General features: G+C 65.2%; 24 protein-coding genes. 11 read left to right on the plus strand and 13 right to left on the minus strand.

What is annotated here, in order from left to right:
• Positions 1-102: 102 nt before the first annotated feature.
• The 3 genes from BDOA9_RS10340 to BDOA9_RS10350 form a co-directional block, all read right to left on the minus strand.
• Positions 103-1,023, minus strand: a complete 921-nt coding sequence (locus tag BDOA9_RS10340) for a hypothetical protein (protein ID WP_025033865.1) — start codon at positions 1,021-1,023, stop codon at positions 103-105.
• 370 nt (positions 1,024-1,393) lie between these two features.
• On the minus strand, positions 1,394-1,834 hold the full coding sequence (locus tag BDOA9_RS10345; RefSeq protein WP_025033866.1) for a nuclear transport factor 2 family protein: 441 nt from the start codon (positions 1,832-1,834) through the stop codon (positions 1,394-1,396).
• A 198-nt stretch (positions 1,835-2,032) separates the two neighbouring features.
• Complete coding sequence (locus BDOA9_RS10350; protein WP_025033867.1) at positions 2,033-2,473, minus strand: nuclear transport factor 2 family protein; 441 nt, start codon at positions 2,471-2,473, stop codon at positions 2,033-2,035.
• Between the two features lie 566 nt (positions 2,474-3,039).
• On the opposite strand from BDOA9_RS10350, the gene BDOA9_RS10355 reads away from it, so the two are divergent.
• A complete protein-coding gene (locus tag BDOA9_RS10355) occupies positions 3,040-3,426 on the plus strand; it encodes a hypothetical protein (RefSeq protein WP_025033868.1) in 387 nt (128 codons plus the stop codon).
• A gap of 104 nt (positions 3,427-3,530) precedes the next feature.
• Here the strand turns inward: BDOA9_RS10355 and uvrB are convergent, their stop codons facing one another.
• The 4 genes from uvrB to BDOA9_RS10375 form a co-directional block, all read right to left on the minus strand.
• Complete coding sequence (gene uvrB / locus BDOA9_RS10360; protein ID WP_042335936.1) at positions 3,531-6,428, minus strand: excinuclease ABC subunit UvrB; 2,898 nt, start codon at positions 6,426-6,428, stop codon at positions 3,531-3,533.
• A gap of 93 nt (positions 6,429-6,521) precedes the next feature.
• Positions 6,522-6,749 (minus strand): hypothetical protein, encoded by a 228-nt coding sequence (locus tag BDOA9_RS10365; RefSeq protein WP_025033870.1) that lies wholly within the window; start codon positions 6,747-6,749, stop codon positions 6,522-6,524.
• Positions 6,750-6,801: 52 nt separating this feature from the next.
• Entirely contained in the window at positions 6,802-7,023 is a 222-nt protein-coding gene (locus BDOA9_RS10370) for a hypothetical protein (protein ID WP_025033871.1), read from the minus strand.
• Between the two features lie 103 nt (positions 7,024-7,126).
• Entirely contained in the window at positions 7,127-8,041 is a 915-nt protein-coding gene (locus BDOA9_RS10375) for a LysR substrate-binding domain-containing protein (protein WP_025033872.1), read from the minus strand.
• 109 nt (positions 8,042-8,150) lie between these two features.
• Here BDOA9_RS10375 and BDOA9_RS10380 point away from each other — a divergent pair, with 109 nt between their 5' ends.
• The 3 genes from BDOA9_RS10380 (at position 8,151) to BDOA9_RS10390 (ending at position 9,968) form a co-directional block, all read left to right on the plus strand.
• Positions 8,151-8,930 carry a sulfite exporter TauE/SafE family protein gene (locus BDOA9_RS10380; RefSeq protein WP_025033873.1) on the plus strand — a complete coding sequence of 260 codons (780 nt, stop codon included), beginning with the start codon at positions 8,151-8,153 and terminating at the stop codon, positions 8,928-8,930.
• Complete coding sequence (locus BDOA9_RS10385; RefSeq protein ID WP_025033874.1) at positions 8,927-9,157, plus strand: hypothetical protein; 231 nt, start codon at positions 8,927-8,929, stop codon at positions 9,155-9,157. Before BDOA9_RS10380 ends, BDOA9_RS10385 begins: the two co-directional genes overlap by 4 nt.
• Before the next feature lie 112 nt (positions 9,158-9,269).
• Positions 9,270-9,968, plus strand: coding sequence for a glutathione S-transferase family protein (locus BDOA9_RS10390; protein WP_025033875.1), 699 nt, complete (start codon positions 9,270-9,272; stop codon positions 9,966-9,968).
• 106 nt (positions 9,969-10,074) lie between these two features.
• On the opposite strand, the gene BDOA9_RS39390 is transcribed toward BDOA9_RS10390, so the two are convergent.
• Positions 10,075-10,278, minus strand: a complete 204-nt coding sequence (locus BDOA9_RS39390; RefSeq protein ID WP_042335939.1) for a cysteine-rich CWC family protein — start codon at positions 10,276-10,278, stop codon at positions 10,075-10,077.
• A gap of 119 nt (positions 10,279-10,397) precedes the next feature.
• Here BDOA9_RS39390 and BDOA9_RS10400 point away from each other — a divergent pair, with 119 nt between their 5' ends.
• The 6 genes from BDOA9_RS10400 to BDOA9_RS10425 all read left to right on the plus strand — a co-directional run bounded on the left by BDOA9_RS10400 (position 10,398) and on the right by BDOA9_RS10425 (position 19,080).
• On the plus strand, positions 10,398-11,954 hold the full coding sequence (locus BDOA9_RS10400; RefSeq protein WP_025033876.1) for a DUF1800 domain-containing protein: 1,557 nt from the start codon (positions 10,398-10,400) through the stop codon (positions 11,952-11,954).
• A 2-nt stretch (positions 11,955-11,956) separates the two neighbouring features.
• Entirely contained in the window at positions 11,957-13,174 is a 1,218-nt protein-coding gene (locus tag BDOA9_RS10405; protein WP_042336460.1) for a DUF1501 domain-containing protein, read from the plus strand.
• Between the two features lie 278 nt (positions 13,175-13,452).
• Positions 13,453-13,722: a DUF3551 domain-containing protein gene (locus tag BDOA9_RS10410; protein ID WP_025033878.1), complete on the plus strand. Its 270-nt coding sequence runs from the start codon at positions 13,453-13,455 to the stop codon at positions 13,720-13,722.
• Between the two features lie 392 nt (positions 13,723-14,114).
• A complete protein-coding gene (locus tag BDOA9_RS36705) occupies positions 14,115-15,110 on the plus strand; it encodes a PAS domain-containing protein (RefSeq protein WP_025033879.1) in 996 nt (331 codons plus the stop codon).
• A gap of 444 nt (positions 15,111-15,554) precedes the next feature.
• A complete protein-coding gene (locus tag BDOA9_RS10420; RefSeq protein WP_192859553.1) occupies positions 15,555-16,850 on the plus strand; it encodes a globin-coupled sensor protein in 1,296 nt (431 codons plus the stop codon).
• A gap of 25 nt (positions 16,851-16,875) precedes the next feature.
• Positions 16,876-19,080, plus strand: a complete 2,205-nt coding sequence (locus BDOA9_RS10425; protein WP_025033881.1) for a putative bifunctional diguanylate cyclase/phosphodiesterase — start codon at positions 16,876-16,878, stop codon at positions 19,078-19,080.
• Positions 19,081-19,113: 33 nt separating this feature from the next.
• On the opposite strand, the gene BDOA9_RS10430 is transcribed toward BDOA9_RS10425, so the two are convergent.
• The 3 genes from BDOA9_RS10430 to BDOA9_RS10440 form a co-directional block, all read right to left on the minus strand.
• Positions 19,114-20,340 (minus strand): ABC transporter substrate-binding protein, encoded by a 1,227-nt coding sequence (locus BDOA9_RS10430; protein WP_025033882.1) that lies wholly within the window; start codon positions 20,338-20,340, stop codon positions 19,114-19,116.
• A 140-nt stretch (positions 20,341-20,480) separates the two neighbouring features.
• On the minus strand, positions 20,481-21,410 hold the full coding sequence (locus BDOA9_RS10435; protein WP_025033883.1) for an alpha/beta hydrolase: 930 nt from the start codon (positions 21,408-21,410) through the stop codon (positions 20,481-20,483).
• A gap of 226 nt (positions 21,411-21,636) precedes the next feature.
• Positions 21,637-22,206, minus strand: a complete 570-nt coding sequence (locus BDOA9_RS10440) for an alpha-ketoglutarate-dependent dioxygenase AlkB (RefSeq protein WP_025033884.1) — start codon at positions 22,204-22,206, stop codon at positions 21,637-21,639.
• Between the two features lie 80 nt (positions 22,207-22,286).
• Between BDOA9_RS10440 and BDOA9_RS38780 the strand changes: the two genes are divergently transcribed.
• On the plus strand, positions 22,287-22,427 hold the full coding sequence (locus tag BDOA9_RS38780; RefSeq protein WP_165935896.1) for a hypothetical protein: 141 nt from the start codon (positions 22,287-22,289) through the stop codon (positions 22,425-22,427).
• Here the strand turns inward: BDOA9_RS38780 and BDOA9_RS10445 are convergent.
• Together BDOA9_RS10445 and BDOA9_RS10450 are read right to left on the minus strand one after the other, a co-directional pair.
• Positions 22,424-24,010, minus strand: a complete 1,587-nt coding sequence (locus tag BDOA9_RS10445) for an ATP-binding protein (RefSeq protein ID WP_025033885.1) — start codon at positions 24,008-24,010, stop codon at positions 22,424-22,426. The genes BDOA9_RS38780 and BDOA9_RS10445 overlap by 4 nt on opposite strands.
• Positions 24,007-24,711 (minus strand): response regulator transcription factor, encoded by a 705-nt coding sequence (locus BDOA9_RS10450; protein WP_025033886.1) that lies wholly within the window; start codon positions 24,709-24,711, stop codon positions 24,007-24,009. The genes BDOA9_RS10445 and BDOA9_RS10450 overlap by 4 nt, the downstream gene beginning before the upstream one ends.
• Positions 24,712-24,716: the final 5 nt, after the last annotated feature.

Raw genomic sequence — 24,716 nt, forward strand, 5'->3', positions numbered from 1 at the left:
GCCGGACCATTCGGGGGTTTTGCCGTGGCGTATGGTTAGGGAAGTGCGAAGGCGGCAGCGGCGGTGATGGCCTCTCCCCACAGGCGGGGAGAGGCAAGGGGTTCACCAGCTCTTCTTGAAGCCCGCCGTCACGCTCTTGTTCAGCGTGCCTTGCGAGGTCTCGCCGACCGAGCCCGAAACGGTGACGTTGTCGAACAGCTTCTGCTCCGCCCCGACCTTGCGCAGCCATTTGTCGTCATTGGTCGACAGCGTCTGGCCGGCAACGATGCTGGTGCCGGTGTCGGTCACCGTGACCTTGGCGCTCTGGTCGGTCTCGTAATTGCGCGTGACGTAGCCGCCGAGGCCGGGGACGGCTGTGGTGCCCTGCTGGTTGACATTGTAGCCGTTCTGCAGCGTCAGCGAGGTGTCGCCCGACAGCGGCACCGATTTGGTCAGCGACGCCCCGATCTTGCTGTGCTCGGCGCCGGGATCGACCCTGGCTTCGACCGCGGTCTTGTCCCAGATCGCGCCCGCGCCCGGCGCGGTTGCCGTCGCCCAGGCGCTGCCCGAGGATTGCGGCAGGTTGCCGCCGTTGGTGGCCTTCTGCGCCAGCAGCTCGGACATCGTCCTGGGCTCGCTGGCCAGCGTCATGTCGGCGCCGATCCGCGTATCCCAAAACGAGGACACGGATTGCTTCACGGTCACGGCCGAGGAGCCGTTGGCATTGGGGTTCGACGACCAGTCGAGGCCTTCCCTGGCGGCGGCCTGGGCGCGCTGCTTGGCGGCCATCGGATCGATGCCGGTCCCCGCATCGACCGCAAGCTGGCTCCAATCGAGCTTGTCGACGTCGATGCCCTTCATGATGTCGGGATCGTTGACGCTGGGGGCCTCCGCCGTCTCGGCCTCTTCGTCGTCGGGCACTGCGGCCGCAGGAGGGGAGAAGGGCGGAATGATCTGCGCCTGTAACGTCAGCGCCGAGCCCAGGATGAATGCGGCCGCCAGCAATGGCAGTCTGGTCCAGCCAAACCCTGTCGAGAATTCCATCGTCCTGCCCACGAACCCCGGCGCATGCTGTCCGCCAACATATAGCGGCCGCAACGACCATGCGCCATTCCGGCGTTGAACGTGCCGATTTATCGTTGCGGAATTGTGGCGGTTCGCGGGAAGACGCGAACCAACGGGCCGCGCGAAAGGCGCGCGCCCGATAACGAGCTCGTGATGCGACGGCATCCGGCGGGGCTGGAGGCCAGGACGTCGCGATCGTCTCGTCATCGGTCCCGAACAGCGGGGCCCGTTGGCGTCCCCCTGAAGCGCGATGATCATCATCACGCTTTGGGTTGTCGTTTGCGCATGGTCTTCCCGGAAAGCCGCGTCGCACTTTGCGCTGACGCGGCCCTCGGGTCCGGATCATGCGTCAGCCGACGCTGGTCATCTTCGGCAGATGAATGGCCCGGCCGAGTGCCTGCTCGACCAGGTCGAAGGTGTCGATCAGCACCCGCATGCTGATCAGCTTGTCCGCCTTGAACTGGGCGAACTGCGCCACGCGCAGGCTGATCGGCTTGTTGGAATCCAGCGCCGTCAGCGAATAGCGCAGCATCGAGGCGGCGGAATCGACGCCCAGCATGATGCTCTCGCGGTCGAAGCGGCGGACCTGGAAATTGTCGGCGAGCTGGCGGATGACGTCGAGCACGGCATCCTTGCCCTGCCGCGCGCCGAGGAACGGAAACATGTCGATCGGGCCGTAGAGCGCCCATTCGACGTCCTCGTCGATCAGCGCCTCGATATCCCTGAACTCCCGGTCGTTGATCGCGCGGTGCAACGCGCGCGAGAAACGCCAGAGGCTGTGCTCTGTCATCTGGGGCAGTCCTGAAGCTGGCTTTACGGAAAAAACGGCAAACAACCCCACGCGCGGTCGGGCGCCGGGGCTCAATTCATTTGTATACGAACAAATAGCAGATTTCGGCCAAAACGCAATTCACGTTTTCGCAATGCACCATTGAACGGGATTTGTGAGATTGACAACAGAACCCCGTAATTGTCCGGGTCTCGAGGCTCAGTCCACCCCCGTGATCAGCGGCCCGATCTCCCGTTCCAGCACCTGCTGAACCAAATCGTAGGAATCGATGATCTCGCGGATCTCCGCCACCAGGCCGCCGCGGAAGGTGTAGAACACCGCCATGTCGAACTGCACGATGCGGCCGTTGCTGCGCTTCTTGAAATAAGCGTGCACGTAGGTCGCGACCGTCTCGCCCTCGGCGACGATGTGCGGCGTCTTGTAACGAATCTCCGAGTAGCGCGACCCGACCGTCTGCCAGAGCTCGCGCAGCTCCTGCTTGCCATGGCGCGGCACCATGTGCGGCAGCACGTCGATCGGCGCGTGGGTGAGGAAATCGACGTCGTCGGTGCAGCAGGCCAGCGCCGTCTCGATATCGCCGCGCGCGAAGGCATCGAGCAGGTGCACGACGCGTTGGCGATTCAGCTGCTCCACCGTCATTCCGCCCGTCCTTGTTCGGCCCCGTGGCGTTCCGCAACGCCATCGCGCCGGCTCGCCCATCAACAATCGCAAAATCTCGCGGATGTTGCAGCGGTTTTGACGCGCGAGCGCAATGCCCGGTTCATGGCATGCAATTTCCGGTTGAGCCGCGCGATGGCTGCACGAATTCGCGCCGCATTCGCTCGCCTCACGCGCAACGCGTGTGGCGCCGTGCGCAATGTCATCACCATGCGGGCGCTCGGAACCGAGAGAGGTCCGCAACGCCGGCCGACCTCTCTCGCCCCGCTCTGATCCGCCGCTGGGAGGGGTGGGAAATCTCCGCGAGTCCTCCGACGATCGCGAGGCTGCGCTCCTTCAACACGTCATTGCGAGCGCAGCGAAGCAATCCAGAGTCTTTGCGCGGACGGGATTCTGGATTGCTTCGCTGCGCTCGCAATGACGACGTGGAGAGCAACTGCGGGCTCAACCCGGACCTTGGCTTCCGGCCCGCCCCCGCGTGACCCATCTCACATCACCCCGCCGGCGCCCCGACTACCGTCATCGGCATGTCATCAGGGAGACGCGCCATGGCCGCCATCGCCACCGCCAGAAAGTCCCGCCTGCACAACGCGCTCGAAGGCCTCGCGCTGACCGCGACGCTGCAGAGCTTCCCGACCTTCGCCACTGCGGCCTTCCTGCTCAAGCTCGTCGGCAACCACGACCTCGTCGGCGACCCCGGCGTCGCCATCTTCGTCGCGGTTGCCTCGCTCGCCCACGCGATGCTGGCCGTAACGTTGGGCCCGAGCTCTCCCCACCTGTTCAAGACCGTCTACGAGCCGAAATTCTTCGAAGCCCATCTGTCGCTCTCCGACAAGATCACGGCCTGGCGCACCCAGCCCGTCGCCTCGCTGCAACTGGTGACGATCGTGCTGCTGCTGTCGGTGATGGCGGTAGTGACGGCGAGCGTGGGGTGAGGGGAGCAATCCCCTCCTCGTCATTCCGGGGCGCTGCGAAGCAGCGAGCTATGATGCGCAATTGAGCATCCGAGAATCCATAACCACTATTCGCCGGGCTGCGCCTATCTCTTCTTCCACCCCCCGCGCCGTCCCGGCTGCCCACCCGTCGACTTCGGCGCCGGCCCGAACTCCGGGCCCGACTGCCGCGAATCCGTCGGCTGGATGATCCGGCTCGTGCTGCCGAACGGCTTTGACGGCAGCGCGCGGCTCTCGCGGTAGGGGAGCGATTCCGGGCCGTGCATCTCGTCGAGATGCGGCTTGTGCACGCGGGAGCCCTTAGCCCCGCCGGCCTTCAGCGCGGTTGCGGCGCTCTTGTTCTTCATGGCGCTGACGGGGAGGTTGGCGGCGTCGCCGTATTTCTTCGCGCCCGCATAGGCGCCGGCCTTGCCAGCGACGGTGCGCTGCTTGACGGTGGGGTCGTCGACCACGGCGAGCTCCGTCGCGCGCAGGCGCTTGACTTCGTCGCGCAGGCGGGCGGCTTCCTCGAAGTTCAGGTCGGCGGCGGCCTCGCGCATCCTTGTTTCGAGGTCGGCGAGCACGGCTTCGAAGTTGTGGCCGATCGAGATGACGTCGTCGGTCATGTCGTGGCCGCCGACCTCGACCAGCACGTGGTCGCGCTCGTAGACCGAGTTGAGGATGTCGCCGATCTGCTTCTTCACGCTCTCCGGCGTGATGCCGTTGGCGGTGTTGTACTCGACCTGCTTCTCGCGGCGGCGGTTGGTCTCGGCAATGGCGCGCTCCATCGACCCCGTCATCTGGTCGGCATAGAGGATCACCTTGCCGTCGACGTTGCGCGCCGCGCGGCCGATGGTCTGGATCAGCGAGGTCTCGCTGCGCAAAAAGCCTTCCTTGTCGGCGTCGAGGATCGCGACCAGCGCGCATTCGGGAATGTCGAGGCCTTCGCGGAGCAGGTTGATGCCCACCAGCGCGTCGAACGCGCCGAGGCGCAGATCCCTGATGATCTCGATGCGCTCGATGGTGTCGATGTCGGAGTGCATGTAGCGGACGCGGATGCCCTGCTCGTGCAGATATTCGGTGAGATCCTCCGCCATGCGTTTTGTGAGAACCGTGATCAGCGAGCGATAGCCCGCCTGCGCGGTGGCGCGCACCTCGCCGACGAGATCGTCCACCTGCGTGCGGGCGGGGCGGATGTCGACCGGCGGATCGATCAGGCCGGTCGGGCGAATGACCTGCTCGACGAACACGCCGCCGCTCTCGTTCAGCTCCCAGCTGCCGGGGGTCGCCGACACCGCGACGGTCTGCGGCCGCATCATGTCCCATTCCTCGAAGCGGAGCGGGCGGTTGTCCATGCAGGAGGGCAGGCGGAAGCCGTATTCGGCCAGCGTCGCCTTGCGGCGGAAGTCGCCGCGGAACATCGCGCCGATCTGCGGGATGGTGACGTGGCTTTCGTCGGCGAAGATCAGCGCGTTGTCGGGCACATATTCGAACAGCGTCGGCGGCGGCTCGCCGGGGCGGCGCCCGGTGAGATAGCGCGAATAATTCTCGATGCCGGCGCAGCTGCCCGTCGCCTCCATCATCTCGAGGTCGAAGGTGGTGCGCTGCTCCAGCCGCTGCGCCTCCAGGAGACGTCCCTGGTTGTGGAGCTGGTCGAGCCGCTGCTTCAACTCTGACTTGATCGACTTGATCGCCTGCACCAGCGTCGGCCGCGGCGTCACATAGTGCGAATTGGCGTACATCTTGATGAATTCGAGCTCGTCCTGCTTGTGGCCGGTGAGCGGATCGAACTCCTCGATGGTCTCGATGGTGTCGCCGAACAGGTTCACGCGCCAGGCGCGATCCTCATAGTGCGCCGGGAAGATGTCGATGATGTCGCCGCGGACGCGGAACGTACCGCGGGTAAAATCGGCCTGGGTGCGCTTGTACTGCAGCGCGACGAGGTCGGCGATCAGCTGGCGCTGGTCGATGCGCTCGCCCTTCTTCAGCGCGAAGGTCATCGCGGTGTAGGTCTCGACCGAGCCGATACCGTAGATGCAGGACACCGACGCCACGATGATGACGTCGTCGCGTTCGAGCAGCGCGCGCGTCGCCGAGTGGCGCATGCGGTCGATCTGCTCGTTGATCGAGGAATCCTTTTCGATGTACGTGTCCGTGCGGGGCACATACGCTTCCGGCTGGTAGTAGTCGTAATAGCTGACGAAATACTCGACCGCGTTGTCCGGAAAAAAGTTCTTGAACTCGCCATAGAGCTGCGCGGCCAGCGTCTTGTTCGGTGCCAGGATCAGCGCCGGGCGCTGCGTCGCCTCGATCACCTTGGCCATGGTGTAGGTCTTGCCGGAGCCGGTGACGCCGAGCAGCACCTGCGAACGGTCGTTGCGGTTGATGCCCTCGACCAGCTCGGCGATCGCCGTCGGCTGGTCGCCCTTGGGCTCGTAGGCCGACTTGATCTCGAAGCGCACACCGCCTTCGGACTTTTCCGGCCGCGGCGGCCGGTGCGGCGTCCAAACCTTCATGGAGCCGTCGCCCTTGCGGAACTCCGGCCGGCCCTCGCGGATCAGCGATTCCAGTGCATCCGCGGTGGCCTTGACCCCGAGCGCCTCCATCTTGGACCGCGGCGGACGCGCCAGCGCCTCGGCATCGTCCTCCTCGGTGGGCAGGCCGAGCTGCCGCGCCAGTTCCGGATCGAGCGTCGGAATGGTGGCCGCGGTTCCGTAATTGGCCTGCGGTACTTCGTCTAGCCCCGCGGGGCGGTCGCTGGGGAAGTCCTTCGGCGTCGAAGCCCGTGCGCGATGCGCGGCGGCTTCGCCCCCGGCGCGGCGGTCGCGCGAATTGTCCGGCGGCGGCTGCAGGCCGGTGCCCGATCCCAAGCCCGCATCGCCGCGATTGATCGCGGGATTGAGCAATTCGGCCAGCGCCGGCCCGATCGGTTGCACATCGGGACGATGCGCTTTGGATTTGGGGGATTTGCCGGATTTTTCGGAGGATGCAGGTTTCTTCGCCATGAGGCGAATATGGGACGAGTCCGCCCCGCAATAAAGGGTGAATGGCCGCGGCCATGCAGGCTGCTGACAGCAGCTTGGCAGCAGCCTTGCAGTTCACGCCGCCGGCAGCGGTCCCTCGTCGTTTCCGGCGGTGACATTCGGCTCGAGGATGTCGAGATGAATGCCGCCGCAATCAATGCAGCGCATGGTCCAGTACTCGCATCCGGCGCGGCCGCCGATCACGCGGAGCACCGTGAGAGCGCCGTCGCATTCCGGGCAATTGGACAGCACTGCGCGGGCGTAGATCCGCGGTTGCGCCGCGTCGGATTCGATGATGGACATGACCGGTTTCCCCCTTTTTCGCCGTCCTGTCTCTGGTCGGCCTGCGGACCGCCTAATCTTCGTCGCCGGCCCGCAGCCGGAAACGATCGATGTGGTGCTTGGCATCGGCAATCGCGGCATCGCGATCGGGCCAGGCGAAGCCGACTTCCATGGCCGGAAACAGCACGCCGTCGATGGCCACCGGGCTGAGATCGGCACGGCGGATCCGCGCGTGCCACAGCCCCTTGCCAGCTTCGAAGGATTCGATGTCAAAGCCGTCGTAGAGGGTCGTCATAGTGTAGATCCCACGTTTCTTTTCGGAGGGTCAGGGGACCACATTTGCGGATTCTGGGATGTGAAGCCGTTCACAAGCAGGCGGCTTTTTTGCCCGCCGGGCTTCAGTTCCGGGCTGCGGCGCGGCCGATCCGGCGCGGGCGGGCGGCGGGTTCCGATGCCGCCCGCATGATCCAGCGGCGGAAGGCGGCAAAGTCGCGCTGCTCGGTCTGGAAGCTGCGATAGACGAGGTACCAGCGCATGCCCTTGGGCACCGAGAGGTCGAACGGCGCCACCAGCCGGCCGGCGGCGAGATCGTCGTCGATATAGGGGCGGATGCCCATGGCGATGCCGAGCCCGTCGGCCGCGGCCTGCAGCGCCTGGCCGTAGAATTGGAACTCGGGCCCGCGCGCGTTGATCCGAGCCGTGCCCGCCGCCTTCAGCCAGATCGGCCAGTCCTCGGGCGAGTGCGCGACGCGGATCAGGCTCGGTCCCTTCAGGTCGGCCGGGCGCTTCAATGCGCCTGCCAGGCGCGGCACGCAGACGGGGGTGAGGTCGCCGGCGAACAGCGGCTCGGCGACGAGGCCGGGCCAGTCGCCGGTCCCGAGCTTGATGCCGCAGTTCCAGTCCTCGCCGAACGGCACCGCGGCGCCGCCGGTGGTGAAGCGCACCTCGATGTCGGGCTCCTCGCTGCGAAACTCCGACAGGCGCGGGATCAGCCAGCGCATCGCGAAGGTGTGGCCGACGCCGATGGTGAGCACGCGGACGCTGGCGGGCGCCGTCACCTGCGCCGTCAGGCTCGCCAGCGCATCGAAGATCGGGGTCAGGCCGCTCTGATAGGCGCGGCCGGCCTGCGTCAGCACCAGGCGATTGGCCTTGCGCTCGAACAATGCGACGCCGAGCCGTTCTTCCAGGAGGTGCACCATGCGGCTGACCGCGGCCGCCGACACGCTCAGCTCCAGCCCGGCCGCAGCAAAGCTGCCGGTCCGCGCCGCCGCCTCGAACGCCTTGATGCCGTTGAGAAACAGCAGCCGCCGCAAATGACCCACCCTCAGGAAAGCTGATGCCAGGGCAAGATAACTCAGTTTGCGCGAGAGGGGCAAGCGAGGCACGTTCACCTCCGACAATCCACCGACAGGAGCCCCCGTCGTGACGCCCATCATGATCGCTGCCCTTGGATTGCTGATGGTGGCCACCGCGTTCCTGTCGGGGCTGTTCGGCATGGCGGGCGGGCTGATCCTGATCGGCGTGCTGCTGGCCCTGATGCCGCTGCCGACCGCGATGGTGCTGCATGCGATCACGCAGATGGCCTCGAACGGCTGGCGCGCGTTCCTGTGGCGGGCGCATATCCGCTGGCGGCCGGTCGCGAACTATATGGTCGGCGCGGCCCTCGCGCTCGCGGCGTGGTCGCTGACCCGCTACGTGCCGGACAAGCCGGTCGCGCTGCTGCTGCTCGGCGTCACCCCGTTCATGGCGCGGCTCCTGCCGGCGAACATCAAGCCGGATCCCGACCGTCTCTGGCAGGGCACGGTCTACGGCACGATCTGCATGGGCCTGATGCTGACGACCGGCGTCTCCGGTCCGCTGCTCGACACCTTCTTCCTCGGCGGCGATTTCGGCCGGCGCGAGAAGGTCGCGACCAAGGCGATGTGCCAGCTCATCAGTCATTTCACCAAGCTGATCTATTTCGGCGGCATCATCGACCAGGCCGCGACCCTCGATCCCGTGCTCGCCGCCGTCGCGGTCGCAGCCTCGATGCTCGGCACCACGCTGGCGCGGCGCATCCTCGAAGCCATGACCGACCAGCAGTTCATCGCCTGGTCCAACAAGCTGATCACCACCATCGCCTGTTACTACATCGCCTATGGCGGCTGGCTGTTGCTGCGTGCGCCGGTTCTGGCCGCCTTCGACAAGGGAGGCTTGCAATGAGCGAGACGGCCGACCCGCTGGTGCTGGACTTCGTCGAATGGGTGGCGCGCGAGCCGCGCGCCTATGCCGAGGTGATCGCGACCTGGAAGACCTCGTGCCCGCGCCTCACCATCTGGGAGGACGCTGCAGAGCGCGGCTACGTCGCGCGCGAGACGATTGCAGGCCTCGGGCTGGTCATCGCGGTGACGGAAGGCGGCGAGAAGCTGTTGCGCGCCAACGGGCGGTGACGCGCAGCTCTCTCCACAACGTCATTGCGAGCGCACGCGAAGCAATCCAGAATATATCCGCGGCGGCAGTCTGGATTGCTTCGCTGCGCTCGCAATGACGGAGCACTGGCCAATGTCGCTTAAACTCTATGAACTCGTCGGCACCGATCCCGCGCGCCCCTTCAGCCCGTATTGCTGGCGCACGCGGATGGCGCTGGCGCACAAGGGCCTTGCGGCGGAATCGCTGCCCTGGCGCTTCACCGAGAAGAGCGCGATCGCGCCGCACGGCTCGGCGAGGGTCCCGGTGCTGCTGCATCACGACAAGCCGGTGGTCGATTCCTGGGTGATCGCGAACTATCTCGAGGACAATTTTCCGGATCGCCCGTCGCTGTTCGGCGGGGAGGGCGGCCGTGCCATGGCGCGCATGATCAACGCGTGGGGCGACATCGCCATCGTCGGCGGCATCTTTCCGCTCATCATCGCCGATATCCCGAACAATCTGGCCGAGGTCGACGCCGCCTATTTCCGCAAGTCGCGCGAAGCGCGGTTCGGCGGCAAGACTCTCGAGGACATCATGGCAAGCCGCGATGCCGGCGTCATCGCGTTCCGCAAGTCGCTGGAGGTGATGCGCCAGACGTTCAAGACGCAGCCCTTTCTCGGCGGGAATGCGCCGAACTACGCCGACTACATCGTGTTCGGCGGATTCCAATGGGCGCGCGTGGTCAGCCCGTTCAGGCTGCTGGAAGCGGATGATCCGGTCTATGCCTGGCGCGAAAAGCTGCTCGATGCGTTCGACGGCATGGCGCGGAAGTCGTCGGCATATCGCGTGTGAGCCAGTCTTGTAGGGTGGGCAAAGGCGCAAAGCGCCGTGCCCACCATCTCTCTCGATCGCAAAAAAGGTGGCACGCTTCGCTTTGCCCACCCTGCGAGACTGCCACCTAGGATACCACCTCCGCCGCCGCTTTCCGCAAGCACGCCCGGCACAGGCAGTCGTCGCCCTCGATCGGCATCGGCAGCCGTGCCGTCTCCTCCGCGCACCAGCAATTGCCGGTGGGATCACAGCCGAATTCGCTGCCGCAACGGGAGCAGGTGAGACGGCGCGCAAGTGCCGGCGCCGACGGCATTTCTTTCGGATTTGTCATGATCTACGTCGAAGCTTCGCCGTCATTTTCATGTCGGGTTCATCTGCCGCTGCGGTATATTACGCGCCGCCCGCGTCGAAAGGAAAGCACCTCGCAGGCGCGCGAAGGACAGATCATCGATGGCCCGCGATTCGCAAGCCGCCCTCATCGCGCTCAACCGCTTCGGCTTCGGCGCCCGCGGCGGTGCATCGGGCGATCTCGTCAATGCGAGCTCCGACCCGCGCGGCTTCGTGAAGGCGGAGCTTTCGCGTCCCAATAGCGCGCTGCTGGAAGCGCCCGCGCTGCAATCGACGCCGCAGCTCGGGCAGGCGGTGTTCGCCTATCAGGACGAGGTCAAGCAGGCGCGTGAGATGGCGAAGGCCGCCGCGCCCGCCGAGACGCCGGCACCAGCGCCGGCCGATCAGAAGCCGCCCTTGCGCCGTAATCTCTCGCTGAATTCAGCGGCAGAGATCACCGGCCAGATGGCCGATACGAAGCCCGCCGACGGCGCTCCGAAGCCTGAGACCATGCAGCCGAGTGTGCCTGCGCCGCAGTCCGCCGCCAAGCCCGCGCCGCAGCCGCTCAATGTGATCCAGAAAACCTTTCGCGCCGAGGCGCTGGCGCGGCTGCAGCGCGCCACGCTCGCCGAGTGCGGCTTCACCGAGCGCCTCGTCGCGTTCTGGTCCAATCATTTCTGCATCTCCGCCAGCAAGGGCGAGCTGGCGCGGATCTGGGCCGGCGCGTTCGAGCGCGAGGCGATCCGGCCGCACGTGCTCGGGCGCTTCGCCGACATGCTGAGGGCGGTCGAGCAGCATCCGGCGATGCTGTTCTTCCTCGACAACCAGCAATCGCTTGGACCTGACTCGCGCGCGGGACAAAACCGCAAGCGCGGGCTGAACGAAAATCTCGCGCGCGAGATCATGGAGCTGCATACGCTCGGCGTCGGCGGCGGCTACACGCAAGGCGACGTCACCTCGCTCGCGCGCATCATCACGGGGTGGACCTTTGCCGGCAGGCAGGGGCAGCTCGGGGTCCCCGGCTCCTTCGTCTTCAACACCAATGCGCATCAGCCCGGGCCGCAAGTCCTGCTCGGCAAGACCTACGATCAGGCCGGCCTCGCACAGGGCGAAGCCGCGCTCGCCGATCTCGCGCGGCATCCGTCGACCGCGGGTTTCATCGCCGCCAAGTTCGTCCGTCACTTCGTCGCGGACGATCCGCCGCCGGCGCTCGTTGCGCGCCTGCGCGACGTCTTCGTCAAGACCGACGGCGATCTCAAGGCGCTGGCATTGGGGCTGGTCGATTCCGATGAAGCATGGAAGGCGCCGCTCACCAAGATGCGCTCGCCTTACGAGTTCCTGGTCGCCAGCGGCAGGCTGCTCGCGCGCGTGCCGGAGGATCCGAGCCGCTATCTCAACGGCCTCAATCTGCTCGGCCAGCCGCTGTGGTCGCCGCCGGGTCCCAACGGCTTTCCCGACAGCAATGCCGCCTGGGCCGCGCCCGAAGGCATCAAGCTCAGGCTCGACATCGCGGCGCAGATCGGCGCGCGGCTCGGCAACAACATCGATCCGCTCGACCTCCTGGAGTTCGCCGCCGGCGATGCCGCCTCGGCCGAGACGCGGCGGACCATCGAGCGCGCGGAGTCGCGGCAACAGGCGCTGGCGCTGCTGTTGATGTCGCCGGAAATGCAGAGGAGATGATGATGACCGACTGCGTCGAGAACCGGCTCCTCACGTCGCGCCGTGGTCTGCTGCTCGGCGGCGCCTCCTTCGCAGCCTGGGCCTACCTGCCGAAATTCGCGCGCGCGACGGACGGACGCGATCCGCGATTGGTCGTGGTGATCCTGCGCGGCGCGCTGGACGGGCTCTCGACCGTCGCGCCGATCGGCGACCCTGACTATGCCGGCCTGCACGGATCGATCGCGCTCACTGCCGATGGTGCGCATCCCGCGATCATGCTCGACTCGTTCTTCGCGCTGCATCCGGCGATGCCGGAATTCGCCCGCATGTATCGCGACAAGCACGCGGCGGTGATCCATGCGGTCGCGACACCCTATCGCGACCGCTCGCATTTCGACGGCCAGGACGTGCTCGAAAGCGGCTATGCCGGCCCGGGCCGCGTGCAGTCCGGCTGGCTCAATCGCGCGCTGGAATCACTGCCGCGCGGCGAGCGTGTGTCCAGCGGGCTTGCGGTCGGCCCCACCACGCCGCTGGTGCTGCGTGGCGGCGCGCCCACCGTGGGCTGGGCGCCGGTCGCGCTGCCGCAGGCCGATGACGACACCGCGATGCGTCTCGTCGAGCTCTACCGCCACCGCGATCCCGCTTTGGCCTCCGCGTTGTCGCAAGGCCTCAAGCTCGACAAGGCGGCGAGCGGCGACGATATGAAAGCGACGCGCGGCAACGCCGTCGCGCAGATGCGGCAGGTCGCGCGCGGCGCCGCAAAGCTGATGGCGGCCGATGACGGCCCGCGCATCGCCGCGCTCGCCTTCGACGGCTGGGACACGCATGCCAATGAAGGCGGCCCCCTGGGGCGTCTCGCCGTCCTGCTCGGCGGTCTCGACGGCGCGCTCGCGGAGTTCGAAAGCGGCTTAAGAGATCGCTGGCGCGACACCGTCGTCGTCGTCGCCACCGAGTTCGGCCGCACCGCGCGCATCAATGGCACCGAGGGCACCGATCACGGCACCGGCACGATCGCCTTGCTCGCCGGCGGCGCGGTGAAGGGCGGCCGCGTCATCTCGGACTGGCCGGGCCTCAAGCTCGCGAACCTCTATGAGGGCCGCGACCTCAAGCCGACCACGGATCTGCGCTCGGTCATCAAGGGCGTGCTGCAGGACCAGTTCGGCCTGTCCGATCGCGTGCTGGCCGAGACGGTGTTTCCGGACAGCGCGGCAACGCGGCCGATGCGCGGACTGGTGACATAATGGCAACCACCGTCATTCCGGGGCGCGCGTAGCGCGAGCCATGATGCGCAATTGCGCATCTGGGAATCCATACGCCCGATCGGGGTTATGGATTTCGGGCTCGTAGCGACGTGCCGCTCCGGGATTCATGCTTTTCCTCTCACGCGATGTGCTCGACCGGCCGATGGATTGGCTCGATTCGCGAGACAGTGTTTACCGGTCTGTGTGCTTTTTCCGAAGGTTTGCTCCCGCTAATTGAGCATCGGTTTTACAAACGAACCGAAGCACGGAGAGCAGAGATGACCAAGACTATCGCCTTGAGCACCATCGCAGCGGCGGCGCTCGCCGCCGCGGCGTTCTGGTTCACGGCAGAGCCCGCAAGCGCAAAGAACTATGAATATTGCCGGATCGACCGTAGCGCGGGACCCGAACGCATCTGCAGCTTCGACACCATGGAGCAGTGCCTTGCCTCGATTTCCGGTCGAGGTGGAAGTTGCACCCGCGATCCCTTCTACGAGACCGGGTCTTTTGCGTACGCTCCGAAGAGCACCGGCCGTCGGCACCAGTAAGGTGCTCCGGTTCTATGAGCGTTCTGGCGCCGCTCCGCGCCAGAACCTTTCTCCAGCTTGGCTGATTGCATGGACTCGGAGGGGGCCAATGCTACCCGCCCGGAGACGGGGCAATCGCATATGGCTCGTGGCGGCGGCCTGCGCGCACGCCTCGTCGTTCGAGACGGCGCTGGCGCGCCTCAGGATGAGGCTCATCAGGATCAGCGCTCGTTGAAACTGCTGCCGCGCACTCCATCCTCATCCTGAGGGGCCCGCCCAAGCGGGCGTCTCGAAGGATGGTCGCAGGAAAAAGCTCTCAAATGCGATAGCTCTGCCGCCGGGGGCGGGCATGCCGCTGGACAATAATCCTAACTTGGCTAACTGTTAGGTTTGGGATCATCAAGAGCAAGAAAATGTTGGACCTCTTGAAGGGGGGTACCGAAGAAAGCTTCGGCGTTATCGAGCGCGAACTGCGGTGCGGCCTGTGGAGCTGGGATCTGCGTGCGAACGAGATGCACTGGTCGCGCGGGTACTATGATCTTCTGGGTATCGAGCCGGGAATGGTGGCACCATCCTTTGCCGCCATTCTCCAGGTGACCCACCCGGATGATCGCAGTGCGCAGGCCGAGGTCGAGCGCGTCATCCAGAAGGCGTCGACCATCAGACGGAAATTTCGTGTCATTCGCCGCGGCGGTAACATCGCCTGGATCTATTGCCAGATCATCATCTTCGTCGATCCGGAAGGGGTTGCAGAGAGGGCAATCGGTATCTGCACGGATATCACGGCTCGCGAGGATCAGCTCAACCAGCTGCGGATCGCCGATGAGCGCTACCGTGCCCTGATCAAGGCAGCCGGAGCAGTGGTATGGATCGCGAAATCGGACGGCCGAATCCACGAGCTCGTCAACTGCGATCGCGGCAGCCAGGTCGTTGCGTCGGAATCGGGTTGGCTGCAGCTCATCCATCCGGATGACCAGGAGAAGATCATCCGAGTTCACGACGCGGCACGCCGCGAGAAGCGTGGCTACGACGTCGTGCACCGTATCATTCAGCCCGATGGCAGTTTCAAATGGAAGCGATCCACCGGGCAGCCGGTGCTCGATGACGGAGGGAATATCAAGGAGTGGCTCGGGATCAGCGTTGATCTCGACCGCAATACGGCTCGTTCCGGCGCCCATAGAATCACCGGGGCGCAAATCAGGGCCGCCCGCGGACTGCTGCGTTGGTCGGTGGTGGATCTGGCGCAGGCCGCGGGCACGACGCGCGCGACCATCCGTCGCCTCGAGGAACTGGACGGCGCCCCATCGCACAACGACCCGGCACTTCCATTGATCGAGACGGCCCTTGCAAGAGCCGGTGTCGAATTCCTGTTCCCAGAGGCAGGCAAGCCGGGTGTCCGCCCCCGCTAAATGAGCGCCTCACCTGCACTGATCCAGCAAAATTGGCCGAATATCCGATCGCAAACGCCGCGCCACGCAAATCTGGCGTTCCATTGTCGTGACATCGCGCATCGCCAATTGCAATTGCCCGATGAGCCGAACCGCACGCGCCAATTTTGCCTAACAGAAGGTTAGCGGGATCGGCATTATTGTTCTGCACGTTGGGCTCCCACAAGGCGTGCGGGCATGATGACGCAGATATTCGGTATTTCGGAATCGACGCCTCACTCGGCTCCGCACGCGGGTCGTCGATGTAGCCTTACGCTTTCACAGTTCCGACGGGCTCGTGGACCAGCCGCTTAATACCGGAGTTCCAGTCAATTTTCTCACAATCAGATTTGAAAGGGCATAGCAATGACGGACTTGCATGCATGCGACGATTCCGATCGGCACCGCATGGCCAGAATGCGGTTCATGGGAATCACATCACGCAGTGGGGAGCTGTTGCGGGAGTTCTGGGCGATCGCCGAACCTGCCGTACCCCGCATTCTGGAGGGCTTCTACCGTCATGTCACGAGCGAGCCTCAGCTTGCCGCGCTGATCGGGAATGATATTCCCAGATTGAAATCGGCCCAGGGTACCCATTGGGCACGATTGTTCAACGGACGGTTCGATGATGAATACCTGAAGGGGGTCCGCGCCATCGGCATGGTCCACAACAGGATCGGCTTGGAGCCGCGTTGGTACATCGGTGGATATAACTTTGTCCTGAACCAGCTCGTGGCGCTCGCTGTTCGACGCTACCGCTGGAAACCAGGCCATCTCTGCGAGATATTGAGCGCGGTGAATTGCGCCGTGATGCTCGACATGGAGATCGCCATCTCCGTCTACCAGGAGGCAATGCTCGCCGAGCGGGAAAAACGTCAGGAGACGATCCACGCCGCCATTCGGAGCTTTGATGTCCGGATGAAGGCGGTCGTGGATACGATCGGTGGTTCGGCCGGCGACCTCCAGAGCGCAGCCAATGCGCTGGCCGCGAGCTCGTCCCAGTCGACCCAGCAGTCCAGCGCGGTGGCCGCCGCCTCGGAAGAAGCGTCGACGAATGTGCAGGCGGTTGCCGCATCGACCGAGCAACTCACCTCCTCGATTCAGGAGATCGGCCGCCAGGTGTCCCAGTCGACGAAGATCGTCCAGACCGCGGTGGATCAGTCGGCCCGGTCCGGCGACACGGTCCAGAGCCTTGCAAAGGCGGCCCAGCGAATTGGCGACGTGGTGGGGTTGATCAGCACCATCGCGGGGCAGACCAACTTGCTCGCTCTCAATGCCACGATCGAAGCAGCCCGGGCCGGCGAGGCCGGGCGCGGCTTCGCCGTCGTTGCTTCCGAGGTCAAAGCCTTGGCGGAGCAGACGGCAAAGGCCACCGGCGAGATCGGTGAGCAGATCCTCTCGATTCAGGGTGCAACGAAGGAGGCGGTGGGGGCCATCCAGGACATCGGCCGCACCATCGGGTCGGTCAGCGAGATCGCAACCGTGATAGCGGCGGCCGTGGAAGAGCAGGGCGTGGCTACCGCCGAGATCGCGCGCAACGTCCAGCAAGCAGCCCAGGGCACGAACGAGGTATCAAGCAACATTACCGGCGTGAGCCAGGTGGCCGCCGAAACCCGGCAGACGGCGGAAAAGCTTCTGAGCGCGTCTGAAGAGCTGTCCATTCAGGCTGCGGCTCTTCGCTCGGAAGTGGAGGCGTTCTTTGCCAACATCCGGGCGGCCTGACGTGTCATCGAGCCTTGGCGACACAATGACCGAAACAACGATTGATCTCGATATCGCGAATGTTGACATGAATAACGGGTTTTCCGCTTCCTGCGATCCGCGCCGATCTCGTCAGCCTGCGAGCGCCGAAACCGATCGCCAGCGGAAGGCCGAGGTGAACTGGAAGCAGCTGCTGCAGACGGCCATCGAAAGCAGCGCTCATGGCCTGTGTGTCTTCGACGATCGATCCAGGCTGGTGATAGGGAATGAACAGCATCGCAGCCTCTACTCGCTGGCATCGTCCGAGATTTCGCCGGGCCGGCCCGTGGAGGATGTTCTCACGGTCCGCCATGCCCGAGTAGTCGGGGCGAATGCGAGAGGCCAGCTGGCCGACTACCTGGCGGCGATACGGCGGGGCGAAGAGTTCCAGACGACGTATGAATTGCAGGATGGGTCGTTTGTCGAGCTCGATATGCATCCCATGTCCGACGGCGGCTTCGTCGAACGGCACAGGAATGTCACGGAGCTTCGCCTTGCTGAGGTCCGGGCCGAGAAAGCAAGGCAGGAGCTGATCGAGAAGCAGTACGCGATCGATCAGGCGGTCATCGTCGCGATCACCGATGTTCGTGGAACGATTACTTACGCCAACGATCGATTTTGCGAGATCAGTGGGTACACCCGGGAGGAGCTGGTTGGAAACAACCATCGCCTGCTGAAATCGGGGGTTCATTCGCCGGATATTTTCCGACAGATGTACCGTCGCCTCGCCCGAGGCGGCGTATGGCGGGGCGAGCTTTGCAACAGGGCGAAAAACGGGGACCTCTATTGGGTCGACACCGTGATAACGCCCCAGCTTGGCCCGGAAGGGAAGCCGGTGGCCTACATGGCGATCCGGGTCGATATCACGGCCCGAAAGAAGGCCGAGGCGCAGCTCAGTCACGCAGCCCGCCACGATGCGCTGACGGGTCTTCTGAACCGGGCAGCTCTGCTGGACGGTCTTTCGGAATGGCTTTCCCAAGCACAGTCAAAGCAGCAAACCCTGATCGTTTACCTGCTGGATCTTGATGGCTTCAAGCATGTGAACGACACGCTTGGCCACGCCGCCGGAGATGGATTGCTCAAGCAGCTGAGTGGACGTCTGATCTCGGTCGTGCCGGCGACCGCCCTGATCGCACGTCTGGGCGGGGACGAATTTGCGATCGTGCAGATCAGCGCGGAGGATGCGCGTGAGGAGACCCAAGCTCTCTCGGTCGATCTCCTGCAAACGATCGCCATACCGTTCTCGTTGGAGTCGCAGGAGGCTTCGGTCGGCGTCAGCATCGGAATATCGATTGCACCGTTGCATGGTCTTACGGCTCCGGAGCTCCTCTACAAAGCTGATTTGGCTCTCTATCGGGTCAAATCGGAGGGGCGGAGCGGATTTCACGTCTTTGAAGATGAAATGCGCAGCCGCGCGCAAAGCCGCAATCGGCTCGTCAATGAGCTGCGTGCTTCAGTTGGGCGTGGCGAGTTCGAGTTGCACTATCAGCCCATCTGCGGGGCGGGATCGCTGCGGCCGCGCAGCGCGGAAGCCTTGGTGCGATGGCGCCATCCCACTCGAGGCTTGCTCTATCCGGACGAGTTCATCGGAGTCGCGGAGGAAACCGGGCTCATGGAAGCGTTGGGACGATGGACCTTGGAAAGGGCGTGCGCAGACGCGGTAGCGTGGCCTGGAGAGATCAAGGTGGCAGTCAATTTGTCTCCGTCTCAATTTCGAGGAGGATTTCTCTTCGACTCGGTCTTCGGCGTGCTGATGAAAACCGGTCTTCCGGCGCATCGGCTGGAGCTCGAAGTGACGGAATCGATGCTGCTGCAGGACGAAGAAGAAAATCTTCGCTTGTTCCGCCAACTCAAGAGCATCGGGGTGTCCTTTGCACTGGATGACTTCGGCATTGGCTATGCTTCGCTCGGTTCCGTCGTGGCATTTCCATTCGACAAGCTGAAGGTCGATCGTTCGTTTACGAGCGAGCTTCCGAGCAAGCGCGCGAGCAGGGCAGTCGTCGCATCGATCATGACATTGGCCAGGGGACTCAATGTGCAGGTGACGGCGGAGGGTGTCGAGACGATGGAGCAGCTCCAGTACTTGCGCAGCCAGGGAGTGGATTTCGTTCAGGGTTATCTTCTGGGCAGGCCAGTCCCATCCGGCGCGCTCGACCTGGCGGGGGTACCACTGCATTCTGCCTTGTCGGACGCGGGCTGCTTCGAGGGATGATGCATGCTCGTCGCTCTTGCCCCACGAGTCACCTCACCTTGCCGCGCCTTCCGTGAACGCCGTCTCGATCACGTCCCCGAACGGCTGCCACGACCGCCCGTCGAATTGCACCAGCCGCATCTGCCTGATCGGCAGATAATTGTTCGGCGAAGTGCTCATCCGGATGTTTTGCAGCGCCAGGGAGGGATTGACGTCCTTCAGTGAAGCCGCCTGGCGCATGATGTTGTCGCGCGAAAGATCGTCGCCGCATTGCTTCAGCACCTGCGTCAGCGCTTCGGCCGCGGCGTAGCCATAGACGGCCGCGCTGTTGTTGGTGCTTTCGACCCGATGGTATTTGTCCATGAAGGCGAACCAGTCCTTCATGGCGGGATCGTTCTTCCAGGCCGGATCGCTCGGATCCTTCAGGAAGGCTGCCGAGATTACGCCGGCGGAATTTTCCAGCCCTGCGGGTGCCATCGCGTTGGCGATCGAGGCGGAGGCATCGTTGACGATGAAGACGGGACGCCAATTCAGGGACGCTGCCAGCTTGATCACCTTGGAAGCGGTCGAGGGCACGCCGAGGAAGACGAAGATATCGGCGCCGGCGCGCTTGAGGATCGAGATGTGCCCGTCGAGATGCTCGTCGGCAAGGTCGAAGGCGATGTCGACGAGGACGTGACGGTTGAGATCGCCGAGGCCCTCCTGAATCCCCTTGTAAACCATGCGCCCGAACTGGTCGTTCTGCCAGAGCACGACGATCTTCTTTCTGGGGTAATAGGCCTGGATGTAGTTGGCATAGATGCGCCCCTCCGACCGGAACGACGGCTGCCAGCCCATGGTCCAGGGAAACGCGTGCGGCTGGCTCAGTTCCTCGTCGCCGGAAGCGACGAACAGCTGCGGGATCTTCTTCTCGTTCAGGTACCGGCGTGTGGCGAGGTTGCCGGGCGTGCCGAACGAGCCGAACATCAGGTGCACGCCGTCCTTCTCGACCAGGTTGCGCGTCAGCTCCAGCGCTGCCCCCGGATCGGAATTGTCGTCGCGGGTGATGAAGCGGATCTTGCGGCCGTTGATGCCGCCGCGCGCGTTGACCATGTCGAAATAGGCCGCTTCCGCCTGGCCGATCGCGCCGAACTCCGACAACGCTCCCGAATACGGCATGACATTGCCGATGCGGATTTCCTGGTCGCTTGCGGGTTGATCCGAGTGCTGCTGCTGCGACATCGCGCCGAGCGATGCGGCGGCAATCACGGAAACGAACAGCATCCTGCCGATGACGCGCATGTTCGATGCCTTGTGGTTGGCCCCCAACGAGATCGGCTCCGTCCCCACCAAGGCCGATTGATCTAGGTCAAGCGTTTGGCAATCGTGTGGCTGGGCGGCGCGCTCTGATGAAGCGGCAGGCGTGCTGCCGCAACCGACCGCTACGGCAGTCCCCGCGCCTCGAGCTGCCGCACCAGCAGCAGCGTCGGCTCGGCGAGGCTGTCGCCGGAGCCATCGAGGCCGAAGGCGCTCGCGATGCCGTCGCGGCTGCGCAGCAGCGTGCTGCGCGGGCAATGGCCGGCGCCGCACAGGGTCTTCTTCAGCGTCTCGCCCTGCGCCACGAGGCCGGCGGAATCGTCCGCGGCCCAGGCCAGCACGATCGGCACGTCGACATTGAGGATGCCGGGGAAGACCGAGCGCTTGTCGTACTGGGTGGCATCACCGCCGAGATAGGCCTTCTCGCTGTCGCTCGCGTCCTTGCCGGCGCGGTAGATCCCGGACACCAGCACGACACCCGCGACATCGGCGCCGGCGGTCTGCAACTCGGGGTGCGCCAGCAGGGTGGCGACGTGGAAGGCGCCGGCGCCGTAGCCGACTGCGACGATCTCGCGGGCATCGCCGTTGAAGAGGTCGATATTGCCGTGGACCCAGGACAGCGCCGCGGCCACATCGGACGCGCCGGCCGGCCACGTTGCCGCAGGCGCCAGGCGGTAATTGACCCTGACCCCGATCATGCCGTTGCGGGCGGCAAAGCACATCGCCTGGTCCTGGATCTGGCGCGACAGCTCCGGCGCCGCGCGGTCGCCGGTGAAGGTGTCACCCGCCACGAACACGAGCACCGGCCGCGGCGTATCGGCCTTGGTCGCGCTGGTCGCGACATCGAGCACGTTGGCCTCGCTCTCGCCATAGCGCAGGCCGCGCGAGAAGGTCACCTGCTCGCACAGCCGCGCGGTGCCGCCGGCGGTGGTGTCGGAATCGGTGAGGCCCGCCTGCACGAGACCCGAGGGCGGCGGGAGCCGGCCCGGCACGGGTCCGTGCGCGGCGGCCGCACTCATGGTCAGAAACAGGAAAAATGTCAGAAAATGCTTCATGGGTGTGGCGGCCTTGCGGGGCTCATCTTGGCTCGCTGATCTGGCTCGTCTTTTCAATTCGTTTCATTAGTCAGCCGGCCTTGAGGCGAATTCGCGGCACCTTTGGCGCGCAGCCGCCGTTTTATCCCGATCCGTCAAGCAATTGTCCGGCGCCGCCAAGGCGCGCGCCTGAAACGGCGTTCTACTGTGCATGGGGTTGTTTTCGCAGTTTTGTTTGGATGGTCCGTCAGGCCCGCTTCATGGTCCGGAAGGTGATGGAATAGCGCTTTGCCTCGACCGGCGGGATGCTGTGCTCCCACCGCGACCGCGCCTCGCCGTCCATCATGTACAGCGAGCGCGGCAGGGCCGCCAGCGTGTGGCGCTCCCACCTCTCGCCCTTGCGGCGGCGGAAGCGGAAGTTGCAGGGCGAGCCCAGCGACAGGCCGAGCACCTTGTCGAAATGCGGCTTGTCGCGATGCCAGCCGATGCCGACGCCGACCTCGTATTCGGTGCACAGCACCTGCCGGACGCTGCCCTCCGGCAGCCCCGCCCAGGCCTCGGCCCGGCGCGCGACCGGCTGCACCCAGTCCGGCACCGGATCGGCCTCGGCTAGACGCTGCAGCCTGTAGTCGTAGCGGTAGCCGAACGACGCCACCCGGCGGTTGCCCTCGAAGGCGCCGAACTGGAAGCGCTGGAGCGGCAATGCTGCGATGCGGCCGATCAGATCCTGCTCGGCGGCGCGATCGATAAAATCGTCCGTGTAGCGAAGGCCGGCCGGGCCTGCCTGCGGGTCGGCGAACAAACCTAGCTGCGTCATGCCTCGCATTTCCGTGATGGAACCTCTTGGCGGCTGGTGCGACTTATCTAGTGACACGGGAAAACACGTGCGAGGCTGTCATGGCAGAGAAGCATACCGCCGATCCGGTCGAGATCATGCGGGCGACCGGTCATCCTGAGCTGGAATACGCCGCCGGCTGGACCATCGCCGGTCTCGTCACCATCGGCACCATCGTGGCCGCCTGGGTCTTTGCGATCTAGGCAACCGGGAACTGAAGCTCGAAGGCCGCACCCTGGTCGGTCGGCTTCAGCCTGATCGAGCCGCCATGGCTCGCCATCACCGCGCGCGCGATCGCCAGCCCCATCCCGGTGCCGCCCTGGTCGCGGCGGGTGGTGAAGAACGCGTCGAAGATCCTGTCCCGGTTCGGCGCCGAGATCGGCTCGCCGTCATTGCTGACCGTCACGAGCACGGTCGTCCGTTCGTCGACCGCCTCCAGCCTGATCGTCCCGGCCTTGTGCCGCACCGCATTGTCGGCGATGTGTGACAGCACGATCAGCGCCTTCTCCGAGGACATGCCGATCGCCCGCTCGAGACTGCCGCTGGCTTCGATCGCGCTTGCCGGAAACCGGCTCCTGAGATCGGCGATCACGGGCTTAAGCTCGGTGCGCTCGTTCTGCGGCAGGCTCTCGGCGCGGGCGAGCTCCCGCAGCCGCTGCGCCATCGCCTCCAGCCGCTGGGTGTCCGACAGGATGTTGGCGATGAAGGTGTTCTGCTCGGCCGGCGTCAGGCCTTCGGCCTTGCCCTGAACCGAATCCTGCAGCAGCTCGGCCGCACCCTTGATCGAGGTCAGCGGCGATTTCAGCTCGTGGGTGAGATGGGCCGAGAAGGTCGCGATATAGTCGGAGCGCCGCGCCAGCTGCTCGGCCATGCCGAGAAAGCTGTGCGAGAGCTGGGCGAACTCGCGCGTGCCGTAATGCTTCAGCGGCTGGAACGCCTCGCGGTCGCCGCGGCCGATTCGGGCGGCGCGGTCGATCAGCTCGCGCATCGGCAGCGTGATGGTGCGCGAGAACACGAGGCCGATCGCGATCGTGCCGAGAATGACGGCAAGGCCGGCCAGCACGAACTTGGCCCGCTCCTGGTAGAGATGGTCGAAAATGTTGCTCGGCGTCCGTGTCGTGTAGATGACGCCCGCGACGCGGTTGTTGACGATCACGGGCATCGCCGAGAACACGTGCACGCCGAGGCCGCGGCTGAAGGAATAGATCGGCGGCGGCGGCTTGTCCGGCACGCGGTTGCGTAAAGTCGCGCGGTATTGCCCGCGCAGCGCGTCGGCGATCTCCTCGATATGGGCGAGCGATTGCCCGACCTCCTGCCGCCCGGCAATCACGACGCCCTGGGAATCGAGGATGCGAAAGCCGGCCAGCGTCACCTTCTGGGTCTCGCGGATGATCGGCGTCAGTTTTGCGCCGATCTCGACATAGGCTGGCTGTGCAGGCTTGGACGCAGGTTGCGCATCCGGTCGCCGCCGGAGCAGGTCGTTGGCGGTGAGATCGAGCGCGGGGCGGATCGGCGTGACCTGGTCGCCGGGATCGGGCAGCACGCCCGGCGGCACCTCGGCGCCGAGCACGAGGCCGCTGTCGAGCCTGGCCGCCACCTCCTGCGCATAGATCGTCGCCAGCACGCGGCTCTGTGCGATCAGCTCGGCCTGGGTCTGGCGGATCAGCTGGTTGTCGTAGAGGCGGAAGAAGAACAGGCCGACCAGCGGCAGCACGCCGACGGTCGTCAGCACCGCGAAGATCACGAGCCCCAGCGACGGCCGCCATTTGTCGGGCGCAGCGCTCATGCCTCTTTCTCGCAGCGGCCGAGCTTGAAGCCGACGCCGTGGATGGTCTCGATGACGTTGTCGCAGGCGAGGGCCGCGAGCTTGGCGCGGATGTTGCGGACGTGACTGTCGATGGTGCGGTCGGAGACCTGGATGTTGAGCTGGTAGGCCGCGCGCATCAGCTGCTCGCGGTTGAACACCGATGTCGGCCGGGTCAGGAACGCGCGCAGGATACCGAACTCGATCGCGGTCAGCTTCAGCGGCGTGCCGGCAAAGGTTGCGACATGCTGCTCGGGATCGATCAGCAGGCCGCCCTGCGTCAGCGCGGCCGGCCCGGCCTTGGCCTCGCCGTTGCGGGGGCTGAGGCGGCGCAGGATGACATTGACCCGCGCCACCAGCTCGCGCGGGCTGAACGGCTTGGTGACGTAGTCGTCGCCGCCGATCTCGAGGCCGAGGATGCGGTCGATCTCCTCGTCGCGCGCCGACAGGAACAGGATCGGCACGTCCGAGCCTTTGCGGATCTCGCGGCAGACGTCGAGGCCGTCGAACTCGGGCATGCCGATGTCGAGCACGATTAGATCGGGCTTGTCGGCGGCAAAGCGGAGAAGCGCCTCCCTGCCGTCGCGGGCCTCGATCACGTCCATGCCGGCCTTCTTCAGGGCGACGCGGATGACCTCGCGGATATGGCCTTCGTCGTCGACGATGAGAATGCGATGCGCCAAGAAAC

The organism is Bradyrhizobium sp. DOA9 (assembly GCF_000617845.2).
Lineage (GTDB): Bacteria > Pseudomonadota > Alphaproteobacteria > Rhizobiales > Xanthobacteraceae > Bradyrhizobium.